Below are 11,692 nucleotides of genomic sequence, written 5' to 3' on the forward strand. Positions count from 1 at the left end.
CGCTTCGCTACCTCAGCACCCCCAGCAACTGCCACAGGCGCCGCGACTCGGCGTCGGCGTTGAGCAGCTCGTCCAGCAGGCTGCTCAGCGGCTGGTGGCCCCACTCCACCGCGCGGCGGATCACATAGGGCACCGGGCTGTGGGGCTCGGTACGGGCCAGGAAGTCGGCAATCTGCGCCAGTTGCCGGTAGGCCTCCTCGCGGCTGCTGGGCGCACCGACGGGCAAGGCGGCAACGGCGGCAGTGGCCGGTGCGGCCTCGTGCTCGGGGGTGGAAACGGGCTCCGGCATGGGCGGCACCTCGGGGACATAGGGAAGACGTTCGTGGATGAAGGCATGCAGGGTTTCCAGGGCACCGCGCAACGTGCCGAAGCCTGGTGCCAACTCGCCCAGCCACGCGTCGCAGCCGCGCTCGAGGCGTGCCAGCTCGGCCAGCGCCTGGCCCAGCTCGGCGTCCAGGGTAACGAACTGCTCGACGGGCAGGCGCCGCAGTGCCTCATCCAGCTTGCTCTGCTCAAGCCGCGCGGCTTCGGCAGCGGCCTTGGCCGCCTTGCTGTCGCCGGCCTGGACCTGGCGCTGCTTGAGGCGCTGCCAACTGGCCAGGGTGACCTCGGCCAGGTCGCCCTCCACCACGCCCAGCATCGGACAGCGGGTCAACAGCAACTCGCTGTAGCGCCGCGCCACCCACTCCAGGGGCGCCACCCGCCAGGAGCGGTCGTCATCCTCGGCGCGCGGGTGCAGGTCGTCCGGGTAGCGCGCCCAGAGCCCGGCCAGCAGGCCCAGGGCCGGGGCAGCGCCATGCAGGCCATGGCGCATCAGCCAGGCCTCGCCGAGCCAGGCGGCGAGCATCAGGTCCTTGCTGCGGCGACACAGCAGCTCACCGGCCAGCGCCTCAACGCCACCCCAGTCACCGCGCTTGAGTTCCGCCTGCCAGACGCCCTCGGGCAGCGAGGGGTCGTCCTCGCGACGCATCTGCCGCAGACGGTCCATCTCGGGGGCGTGACGCAGGTTCTCACCGCAGGGTTCGCCGTCGGAAATCGGCGCCAGCAGGTCGTCGAGGCTGGGGCCGGTGGGTTGCCAACTCATGGGGTTACCTGGGAACTGACGAAGGAATCGGGCCGCCAGCCGTCGAACGGCGAGCGCGGCGCGCGCACCGGCAAGGGCTGCAGCGACAGGGGCTGCTTGCCGCCCTGGGCCATCAGCGACAGGCGCAGGAACATCAGCGCCTCCGGCTCGCCCTGGGTCACGCCGCGCACGGGCACGCGCAGGGTCAGCGGGAAGTCGGTGTAGTCCGGGCTGGGCTGGCGCTGCGCGACCACATGGGTGCGCAGCAAGCGCATCAGCGCCCAGGGCCCGCGGTACTCCCAGCCGACCTCCAGGTCGTTGACCGCCATGCTCGGTTGCAGCGGGTCGATGCCCGGCCGCTGGCCGCTGTCCTTGGCCCAGCGCAGCAGCAGGTGCAGCGGCTCGCCGGCATTCCACAGCAGCCGGCCGGGCTCGCCCGGGAAGGCGATGCTGCGATCTGCAGCGTGCAGGGACCAGGCGATCACCTGGTCGGCCCCGCGTTCACTTTCACGGTCGCTGCGCCAGCGCACCTCCATGTCCAGCCCCAGGGCGCCGGACTTGTCGCGCTGCAGCAGCGGCCCGAGCCAGGCCCGCGCCTGTTCCAGACGGGTGAGGAAGTCCTCGGCGGCAGGCCGGTCGGCGGCCTGACCCCACTTGAGCCCCTCGCGGGCGGCGGCCAGGTGGGTGTCGATCAGCTCCACCAGGTGCTGCACCCGGGCCGGATCGGCGTCTTCGGTCCGCAGGCTGTAGGCGAAGGGGAAACGCCCCGCCAGGTACTGGTTGAAGTAGACGGCCAGGGCGTCCCAGGCCTGGGCGGCCTGCTGCCGCTGCAGATCGCTGCAACGCTGGGCGGCCTGCTCGCGCAGCGCCTGGGAGCGGCGCGCCAGGTCACCGGCACCGGTGGACAGGGTGGCGGTGGTGAGCACCTGCTGGCAGGAGCCACGGTCCATCTCGACGAAGTCGCGGGCCACCAGTTGCTCGAACAGGGCCGGCGAGCTGGTGGGGTTCTGCGCCTTGTACTTGACCATCTCCTCGCTGAGGGCGGCGAGGCGGTGCACCCGGTCCTGCTCGGCGACGCTCAGCTCGGGCAGGTCCTGCAGCCAGGCCAGGGCCGGGGCAGCGCCCTCACAACTGCCCTGGATGGCACCGAATTGCTGGGCGAGGCTGGTCTTCAGGTCCTGCACATCGCTGGCGCGGAACAGGCGCAGGCCCAGCTCGCGGGAGCCGTCCCACTGGGCAATGTCGTAGCGCTGGGTGAACAGCGGCATGGTGTCGATGCTGGCCAGCGCGCCGTTGACGTCGGCCATGGCCATCCGCGTGAGCTGCCCGCGCAGGCTCCCGGCGAGGTCGTGACGGCCCACTTCCCGCAGCGCCTGGAGCACCTGCTGCGCCTGGTCCACCGGCACGTCGAAGAGCCGCCCGGTGGCACCCGGTGCTCGCTCCGGCGAGGCCACCAGGCTGGCCCACACGGCGCGGGCCACCGCTTCGCCGGCGGCGTGGCGCATGCCTTCGCGGTAGTCCGAGGGGATCGGCGCCATGGCGCTGGCGACGAAGGCACGGTAGCTCTCCACGTAGCTGAAGGCCTGGGTCAGGGCGCGGGCATCGACGTTGCGCAGGCTGCGCGGGTTGGCATCGCCCGAGTCCTTGCGCAGGGCCGCCACCGTGAAGTCCCGCCGCAGCAGGTCGTCGATGGCGCGGTCCAGGGCCACCACATGGTCCTGCAGGGCCAGGGTGTTGCCGGCCTGGCGCTGCAGCAGGGTCAGGTCGTTTCCGCTACCGGCGATCCACTGCCCATGGAAGCTGCGGCGCAGCTTGTTGGCCTCATCGTTGAGGCCCTGCTCGACGCTGCTCCCCAGCAGGCTGCTCTGGCGCACGGTCTGCATCAGGTTGCCGTAGCCGGGCACCAGTTCCTCGCCATTGGTGTGGCTCCAGGCGGAGTTGGTCAGGGCGAGGATGTCCTGCAGGCGCGCGATGCGGGCACGGATGGTTTCCAGGTCCGCCAGCGAACTGCCCTGCCCCCGGCGCAGACTCTCCAGGTGGATGCGCAGGTAGGCCGCCGGCTCGACGAAGTTCTCCGCCAGGAAGTACTGGGTCAGCCAGAGCTTCATCAGGGTCTGGAAGTTTTCCGTCAGCGGCTCGCGCGCATTGCGCAGGTCCAGCGGTGCCAGCCCGGCCCCACCCAGGTTGCGCAGCACCTGGTCGTAGTAGGCGCGGCGATGAAGGCTGGCGCTGTTCAGCTCCATGCCCAGCGTGGTGTTGGCCAGTTGTGCCAGGGGTTCGAGCACGCCCTTGTCACCGGACAGCGCATCGGCCAGCCAGCGGTTCTGTTGCTCCAGGGCGGCGGCGCCGTTGGCCAGGTTCCGTGCCTTGACGTAGTTGGGCCAGTCTTCCGGTACCTCGCCCTCGACATTGGTGCGGCGCTCCGTCGGGCGGATCGCCAGCAGGCGCTCCAGCTCCACCTGCTCCAGTTGCAGCACGGGCGACAGGGCCTCGCTGCGGGCCAGGGTGCGCAGCATCTCGTCCATGCGCGCGTTCTGGCTGGAGAACCAGGAGGTGGGATAGACCAGCGCGGAAAAATGCCAGCGCGGCGCCTCGCGCAGCAGGTTCCAGAAGCCCTGGATATTGCGCCGCGCCTGCTCCTGGCTGCGGGCCGGGTCCTTGAGCTGCACATGGGCGTTCTGCGTGACCTGCACCAGGCGGGTCAGCTCACGGGCATCCTCCCGCCCGTCATTCCAGACCCAGACCATGCCCAGCAGCCAGCACACACCGACCACCCCGGCGACCACCGCCGTCACCCGCTGCCAGCGCTGGCGCAGGTAGAGGATGCGCGGAACGGCCTGGGCCAGCCCCTGTTCGGCGAGGAAGCGCTGGCGCCACAGACCGGCGGCGAAGGCCGGCTGCTGCGGTTGGGCCTCGCCCGTGCCGACCGCCCACGGATCGGCCGGGCCGCCCAGGGCACGCGCGCCACTGAAATAGATGCCCCGCAGACGCGGCGCCTCGCCCTGGGTGTTGCCCTGGAACACCGGCTCCAGCAGCGCTCGCAAGTGGGGGCGCAGGCTGTCCAACTGACCCGGCAGGCCGTACAGGTCCTCCCCCAATTCGCCGCGCAGGGCGCCCACTTCCATCACCGTGGCCTGCAGGGCCTGCATCACCTGGTCGAGGCCGTCATCCAGCCAGTAGCCCTGCCAGCCGGCGTCCAGGCTATGGGGCGAGGCCCAGCCCAGCAGGCGCTCGCGGGCCTCCTCGGGCAGGGCATCGAGCAGTTCGAGGAAGCCGGGCATGTCCTCCATGCAGGTGACCATCACCTGCACCGGCAGGCTCAGGCCCAAGCGCTGCATCAGCTCGCTGAAACGGCGACGCGCGGTGATGGCGTCCGACGCCAGTTGCGCCTCGTTCATCAGGCGCGACAGCGGCACCACCCAGATCACCCCATCCAGCGGGCGCTGGCCGCGCAGGCGCAGCAACATGCCGAGCAGGCGGCGCCAGACGAAGGCCGGGGCGGTGCCACCCTCCTCCGGCAGGAACAGGCTCTGCGGCACCACCAGCAGGCTGCCGTCCGGGTCGGCCCACCAGCGGCCGAACCAGGCCGGGCGGCCCACCGGGGCCAATTGCCAGTCCGGGGCCAGCAGCGCGCCCTCGCGGGGGTCGCCCACCAGCATCAGCCAGGGCGTCTGGTAGCGGTCCTGGGTGCCCTGGTCGTGCTCCATCTTGCGCACGGCGTTGTAGAAGGTGCGGATCGCCGCGCCGGACTGGGTACGCAGCCACCAGTAGAGGGCGCCGAGGGCCACCAGCGCGAGGATCACCAGGAAGACGGTCAGGGCGATGGCGAAGCCGCTCATTCGGCGCCTTCCTTTTCATCGATCAGTTGGCCCAGGTGCATCACCGGCTCCAGTTCGGACTGGATGTCGCGCCAGAACCCATGGCCCACGGCGGTCAGCAGCAGGAAACCGGCGATGACCGCCAGGGTCAGGCGGAAACCGTCAGGCAATGTGCGCCGCAGCGGCAAGCGCAGCGGCGCCGCCTGGGTCGGCCGCGCCAGGCTCTGCAGGGCCCCCTGAGGATCGGGCTCGCGCTGCCAGGCGAAGGTGAACAGCGCCCGCCGCCAGCGTTCGTGGAGCACCCGCCCCCGCTCCCCGCGCAGTTGCCCCTGGAAGCCCAGCACCAGGCATTGCAGGTAGACGTTGGCCAGGTCGCGGGTGGACGGCGCGCGGGTCTGCAACAGGGTACGGATGGCCCCCGGCAGGCGCTCGCCGGCGTTGCGCGAGTTGTAGAGGCGCATCTCCAGTGGACGTTCCTGCCAGGTGGACTGACCGCGCCAGGAGGTGAACAGGAGGCTTTCATCCAGCAGCGCGACGAAGGCGTAGACCGAGGCCTTGACCTGGTCCGCGGCGGAATCACCGACCCGGGAGAAACCGCTGCGCCACAGCCGGCGGACGATGCGCGTGGCGGCCTCGGCCACTTTCTCCACCAGCTGCGGCTCGGGGTCGTCGAGGTCTTCCAGCAGGTCCCAGGCCCCTCGCCATTCCAGCCAGGCTTCGCGGAAGGCGAGGCTCAGAGGGGCCTCGCCGAACTCGGGCGGATAAAGGGCCAGACTCCTTTCGGGCATGTGCGCGTCCTTGGCTGATCAGGCGGTCTCAGTGTCCTGGTTGACGAACAGCACCACCTGCCAGGGACCGACCTGGGCCGCCTGGCCGGGGACGATCAGGCAGAAGCGCTGCTCCGGGTCGAACCACTCCCCCGCGGCCTGGACCACGAACAGCCGGGTGTCCTCGCCCACGCCGTAGGCCAGTTGCTCGGCGCGGCTCATGCTCTGGTGGCCCAGGCCGCTCATGCGCTGGCGGGCCAGGGTGGCGACCTTCGATTGCGAGGCGATGATGGCCTGGCCGAGCCAGTCCAGCGCACCCTGCTCGCCTGCCCCCGCCGGCATGCGCAGGCCGATCACCAGGCGCTGGCGGGAGGAACGGGCGTCGGGCAGCTGAATGGCGAAACCCTGCTCCAGGCTCTGGAACGGCAGGCAGCGGTAGCCGACGCGGATGCGCGCCAGGACGACGTCCAGCCAGTCGAGCACCTCGTCATAGCCTCGCTTGAGGTCCAGGTAGTCCAGGGGAGCGAACGCGGGCACGCCGGCCACCGGGTCCAGCGCGCACCAGGCGCCGGCCATGCCCACCAGCAGGCCGTGGAGGCGATCCGGGGTGGCGACGCGGCTGTTCAGCGCCGCTTCCACTTCCGGCAGGCGTGCCCACAACGCGGTGAGCTGGCGGCCGATCTCGGCGCGGTCGTCGTCCTGCCCGGCCTGCTCGGCCTGGCGCAGGCGCCCGCCGAGGAACAGGCACTTCTCCCGCGCCCGGGCGCAGAGTTCGGCCACCGCGCGGCCGAGGTCGGACTCGGGGAGGATGCGCGGCGTCGGCGCGACATAGGGCTGGCGCACGAAGCCACCGCCCTCCTTGGCAATGCGCAACAGCGGCAGGCACACCGAGTCGGCCCGGCCGCTGTCGGTGACCAGGCGCGCGGCAGGCCGCCAGACCAGGATAGGTTCGGGGTGCTCGCCACTGGCCAGGTCCGGCACCGCCTCGCCCACCTGGGACTGCAGGCGACCGCGCAGCGGCAGCACCTGGCCGCTGCGGCCGAGGGGGTTGATGGCGAGGTAGACGGTGGTGCTGGCAGTGGGTGATTCGGCGATGGCGGGACCGACATCCAGCTCCAGGGTGGCACCGTCGCCGGGCTGCAGGCTCACCGGCAGGCCGTCGGGGAGGATGGCCTCCAGGGCCAACACACGGATGAGGCCGGCACTGAGCGCGGCGGGGTCGAGTTCGAGTTGGCCGAGTCCCCAGAACCAGGGGTTGGCGGCGTGACCGAAACGGGCGGCGAGGACTTCGGCGCGCAATCCCTGCAGCTGGAAATGCTGAGGCAGCAACTGCATGCCCTCATGCCAGCAGACCGCGTCAGGCAACACGTTCATACCACTCCCCTTCGACATCCTTGACCATCCCACAGTGCGGTTTCCCGCTGTTTCAGGGGCTCGGGTTCACCGCCCGTCATCACCCATCAGGCGCATCTCTCGGCTGTCGAACCTGAGCCACACACGGCTCTGCTCATCCAGCCGCAGGCGGTGAGCACCGGGTGTGTTATAGCCGGCGAAGACCAAAAGTCCAGCCGAGCGGCGGCCGGAAAACGGAAAGTCCTGAACCTGCATCAACTGCCCCGGAACCAGCTCCAGGCTCCACACGGAAAACTGCGTGCGGTAGTCGCGGCGGTACTGTTCGCGGTCGCTGAACCACTGCCGCGCGTTGACGCTGGAGAGCAGCTTGAACAGGTCCGGGTCGTCCACCGCCACGAAATCCACCGCCAGGGGGGTGTCGTCGTTGGCACGGGGGGCGACATCGAGGGTGACTTCGTCGAGCTGGACGCGCGGCGCGAACAGCCAGGCGCAGCCGGCCAGGGGCGATACGGCGAGGGCGAGCAGGAGGATGCGGAGGCGGGAGTTGAAACGTCCGTGCTTCATGGGGGTCCGTTCTTGGCTGCGTTTGCAAATTTATAAACCTGTTCTAGCGTGTCTGGATAGTTCGTCTGACAGACGAATCGCAGGACCGCCACGGACAGGCACCGGCTCCAGGCCGCGTCTTTCCGGCGGCCTCGCAAGGGAGTGCAATGACAGGCAGCGTCCGAGGCATTGCGCTCGAAGCATTGCATCGGAGCCCCCTCACCATGGCAGAAAGCACGCAGCACAAGCTGGACCGGATTCGCCCGCCCCGCGTCCAGATCACCTACGACGTCGAGATCGGCAACGCCATCGAGAAGAAGGAGCTGCCCCTCGTGGTCGGCATCCTCGCCGACCTCTCCGGAAAACCAGACACCCCCCTGCCCAAGCTGATCGAACGTCGCTTCACCGAGATCGATCGCGACAACTTCAACGAGGTGCTCGCCTCCATCGAGCCACGCAGCACCCTGCAGGTGGAGAACACCATCAGCGGCGACGGCAGCAAGCTCAACGTCGAACTGCGCTTCCGCCATTTCGACGACTTCGACCCGGTCAACATCGTCAAGCAGATCACCCCGCTGCGCCGTCTCTACGAGGCCCGCCAGCGCCTGCGCGACCTGCTCACCAAGCTCGACGGCAACGACGACCTCGACAAGCTGCTGCAGGAGGTGGTGAGCAACACCGAGGGCCTGCAGGAGATCAAGTCCGCACGCCCCGAAGGCGAAGCGCCGGCTGCTGAAGGCAGCGCCGCAGCCGATGGCGAAGCACCGGCCGAACCGGCCTGACCGACCCCCGAATTTCCGGAGACAACGCAATGGCAACCGAAGCCGGTGCATCCAGCGAGAGCACGACCCAGACCCTGACCCTGCTCGACCGCATCATCGCCGAGGGCCGCATGGCCCACGACGAGAGCCAGCAGGGCTATGCCCGCGACATGCTCGCGGAGTTCGCCACCCAGGTCCTCGACGAAGGCATGGCCATCGACAAGGACACCGTGGCCATGATCAACGACCGCATCAGCCAGATCGACAAGCTGATCAGCGACCAGCTCAACGAAGTCCTGCACCACCCCGAGCTGCAGAAACTGGAAGCCTCCTGGCGCGGCCTGCACATGCTGGTGGACCAGACAGAGACCAGCAGCCGCCTGAAGCTGCGCCTGCTCAACGTCACCCAGAAGGAGCTGCAGAACGACCTGGAGAAAGCCGTCGAGTTCGACCAGAGCGCGCTGTTCAAGAAGATCTACGAAGAGGAGTACGGCACCTTCGGCGGGCATCCATTCAGCCTGCTGGTGGGCGATTACGCCTTCGGCCGCCACCCCCAGGACGTGGCCCTGCTGGAGAAGCTCTCCAACGTCGCCGCTGCGGCCCATGCACCGTTCATCGCCGCCGCCAACCCCAAGCTGTTCGACATGAACAGCTTCACCGAGCTGGCCGTGCCCCGTGACCTCAGCAAGATCTTCGAGAGCCTGGAACTGATCAAGTGGCGCAGCTTCCGCGAGAGCGAGGACTCGCGCTACGTCTCCCTGGTGCTGCCGAACTTCCTCCTGCGCCTGCCCTACGGCCCGGACACCAAGCCGGTGGAAGGCATGGACTACGTCGAGGACGTCAACGGCACCGACCACTCCAAATACCTCTGGGGCAACGCCGCCTGGCTGCTGGCCGTGCGCATCACCAGCGCCTTCGCCAAGTACGGCTGGTGCGCGGCGATCCGTGGGGCCGAAGGCGGTGGCGCGGTGGAAGGCCTGCCGGCCCACACCTTCCGCACCCTGTCCGGCGACCTGTCGCTGAAGTGTCCGACCGAAGTGGCGATCACCGACCGCCGCGAGAAGGAGCTGAACGACCTCGGCTTCATCTCCCTCTGCCACAAGAAGAACACCGACATGGCGGTGTTCTTCGGCGGCCAGACCACCAACAAGGCCAAGGTCTACAACACCAACGAGGCCAACGCCAACGCACGCATCTCGGCCATGTTGCCTTACGTGCTGGCCGCCTCGCGCTTCGCCCACTACCTGAAGGTGATCATGCGCGACAAGGTGGGCAGCTTCATGACCCGCGACAACGTGCAGACCTACCTCAACAACTGGATCGCGGACTACGTGCTGATCAACGACAACGCGCCCCAGGAGATCAAGGCCCAGTACCCGCTGCGCGAAGCCCGCGTGGACGTCTCGGAAGTCGCCGGCAAGCCGGGCGTCTACCGCGCCACCGTGTTCCTGCGCCCGCACTTCCAACTGGAGGAGCTGACCGCCTCGATCCGCCTGGTGGCCAGCCTGCCGCCGCCGGTAGCGGCCTGACCCGACGCCCCTGCCGGCCGCTCCGGCGGGGGCTCGCCTCTCTCATGATCCACCCCGTTTCCAGACCCAGGAGTTATCCGCGATGGATGCCATCATTCTCGACCTCGGCGACGACATCAAAGGCGACAGTCTGCTCGAGGGCTACACCGACAAGATCGAGTTGATGTCCTACAGCCACAACGTGGCGATGCAGGTCACCAACGACGTCAGCAACTCGGAACGCACCTCCGGCAAGCCGCACATCGGCGAGTTCACCGTCACCAAGTTCGTCGACACCGCCACCCCTTCGCTCAACGAATACTGCTGCGCCGGCAAGCCCATCACCAAGGCCACCATTACCATCGGCCGCAACGCATCCGAAAGCGACGGCAAGCTGCTGCCCTTCATCGTCTACACCCTCGACAACGTGGTGCTTTCCAACGTCAGTGTCAGCGGCGGTGCCGGCGGCAAGCCGGTGGAAACCCTCTCGCTGAACTTCACCAAGATCAAATGGGAGCTCACCGCGCAGAAGGACGACGGCACCAAGGAAGGCACCGCCGCCTCCACCTGGGACCTGGCCGCCAACAAGCTCGTCAAGTAAGGACGCCGTCGCTCCATGCCGTACAGCGGACTGCTGCCCCCCCTGTTCGAGCGCCTCTCCGCCCAGGCGGACGAGGCGCCGGACTTCGACCGCGACGCCCTGGCCGAGTCCGTCCGCCTGGAGCTGGCGCGCCTGCTCAACACCCGTCGCCCACCCCGCGCACCCGGCCGGCCACTGACCGTGCTGGACTACGGCATCGCCGACTGGAGCGCCCTGCAAGCCCTGCGGGTGGATGATCGGCGCCTGCTGCTGCGGGAACTGCGCGCCGCCGTGCAGCACTTCGAACCCCGCCTGCAACTGAGCGAGATCGAGGTCGAGGCCCTGCCCGACCAGCCCCAGCGCCTCGGCATCCGCCTGGCCGGACACCTGCGCTGCGGTCGCCGCAGTTGGCCGGTGCTGTTCCTTCTCGCCCCCGGCGACGACGGCCTGGAGGTGCGCCATGAGCGACTCGATTGATGCCGACCTGCTGGACTACTACCAGCGCGAACTCACCTGGCTGCGCCATGCCGGCAACAGCTTCGCCCAGCGCTACCCGAAGGTGGCGCGGCGCCTGGAACTGGCCCCCGGCGAATGCCCGGACCCCCACGTCGAACGGCTGCTGGAAGGCTTCGCCCTGCTCAGCGCGCGGCTGCACCGGCGCCTCGACGATGACTACGCCGAATTCAGCGACGCCCTGCTGGAGCAGCTCTACCCCCTGGTGCTGAGGCCCCTGCCCTCCTGTGCCATCGTGCAGTTCGAGCCCGACCCGACCCAGGGCAGCCTCGCCGAAGGCTACCGCCTGCCCCGCGACACGCCGCTGTTCGTCACCACCCGCGACGGTGCCAGCGTGCACCTGCGCACCAGCGCCGAAGCCGTGCTCTGGCCGCTGCGCATCCGCGAAGCGACCCTGCTGGACGGCGACGCCGCCGTGGCCTTCTCCGGCCACCCGCGCGCGCGCTCGGCCCTGCGCCTGACCCTGGAATGCCTGGGCGAATTCGACTGGCCGCAACTGCCGGTACGCCACCTGCGGGTGCACCTGGCCGCCTCGCCAATGACCAACGCCACCCTCTACGACCTGCTCGGCGCCCACAGCCTCGGGGTGTGGAGCGGCGCCCCGGACAGCCCGCTGCAGCCGGTGCCCGGCGAGATCGCCCCGGTGGGATTCGCCGACGACCAGGCGCTGCTGCCCGACGAAGACGGCCAGCACCCCGGCCTGCGCCTGCTGGCGGAGTACTTCGCCTTCCCCGACAAGTTCGCCTTCTTCGACCTGCCGCTGCTGCCACCGGCCAGCGGCGGGCG

At 69.3% G+C, this 11,692-nt stretch carries 10 protein-coding genes; 5 read left to right on the forward strand and 5 right to left on the reverse strand.

Translation table 11 applies throughout. The features are described 5' to 3' along the window. Positions 1-7: 7 nt before the first annotated feature. From tssA to A7D27_RS16280, 5 genes are all read right to left on the reverse strand, one after another. Complete coding sequence (gene tssA, locus A7D27_RS16260) at positions 8-1,084, reverse strand: type VI secretion system protein TssA (RefSeq protein ID WP_069565451.1); 1,077 nt, start codon at positions 1,082-1,084, stop codon at positions 8-10. Further along, positions 1,081-4,902 carry a type VI secretion protein IcmF/TssM N-terminal domain-containing protein gene (locus tag A7D27_RS16265; protein ID WP_069562758.1) on the reverse strand — a complete coding sequence of 1,274 codons (3,822 nt, stop codon included), beginning with the start codon at positions 4,900-4,902 and terminating at the stop codon, positions 1,081-1,083. Before A7D27_RS16265 ends, tssA begins: the two co-directional genes overlap by 4 nt. Then, positions 4,899-5,669 carry a DotU family type IV/VI secretion system protein gene (locus A7D27_RS16270; protein WP_069562759.1) on the reverse strand — a complete coding sequence of 257 codons (771 nt, stop codon included), beginning with the start codon at positions 5,667-5,669 and terminating at the stop codon, positions 4,899-4,901. Before A7D27_RS16270 ends, A7D27_RS16265 begins: the two co-directional genes overlap by 4 nt. Before the next feature lie 18 nt (positions 5,670-5,687). Further along, on the reverse strand, positions 5,688-7,022 hold the full coding sequence (tssK, locus tag A7D27_RS16275) for a type VI secretion system baseplate subunit TssK (RefSeq protein WP_069562760.1): 1,335 nt from the start codon (positions 7,020-7,022) through the stop codon (positions 5,688-5,690). A gap of 66 nt (positions 7,023-7,088) precedes the next feature. Further along, positions 7,089-7,565, reverse strand: a complete 477-nt coding sequence (locus A7D27_RS16280; protein ID WP_069562761.1) for a type VI secretion protein — start codon at positions 7,563-7,565, stop codon at positions 7,089-7,091. A 203-nt stretch (positions 7,566-7,768) separates the two neighbouring features. On the opposite strand from A7D27_RS16280, the gene tssB reads away from it, so the two are divergent. From tssB to tssF, 5 genes are all read left to right on the forward strand, one after another. After that, entirely contained in the window at positions 7,769-8,326 is a 558-nt protein-coding gene (gene tssB, locus A7D27_RS16285) for a type VI secretion system contractile sheath small subunit (RefSeq protein WP_069562762.1), read from the forward strand. Positions 8,327-8,355: 29 nt separating this feature from the next. Next, positions 8,356-9,834 carry a type VI secretion system contractile sheath large subunit gene (gene tssC, locus A7D27_RS16290; protein WP_069562763.1) on the forward strand — a complete coding sequence of 493 codons (1,479 nt, stop codon included), beginning with the start codon at positions 8,356-8,358 and terminating at the stop codon, positions 9,832-9,834. Between the two features lie 82 nt (positions 9,835-9,916). Then, positions 9,917-10,414 (forward strand): Hcp family type VI secretion system effector, encoded by a 498-nt coding sequence (locus A7D27_RS16295; protein ID WP_069562764.1) that lies wholly within the window; start codon positions 9,917-9,919, stop codon positions 10,412-10,414. Positions 10,415-10,429: 15 nt separating this feature from the next. Continuing rightward, a complete protein-coding gene (gene tssE / locus A7D27_RS16300) occupies positions 10,430-10,870 on the forward strand; it encodes a type VI secretion system baseplate subunit TssE (RefSeq protein WP_069562765.1) in 441 nt (146 codons plus the stop codon). Then, on the forward strand, positions 10,854-11,692 hold an 839-nt coding region (gene tssF, locus A7D27_RS16305), incomplete at its 3' end, for a type VI secretion system baseplate subunit TssF (RefSeq protein WP_139134110.1). The genes tssE and tssF, both read left to right, overlap by 17 nt.

Origin of the sequence: Pseudomonas sp. 1D4 (assembly GCF_001728925.1) — a bacterium.
GTDB lineage: Bacteria > Pseudomonadota > Gammaproteobacteria > Pseudomonadales > Pseudomonadaceae > Metapseudomonas > Metapseudomonas otitidis.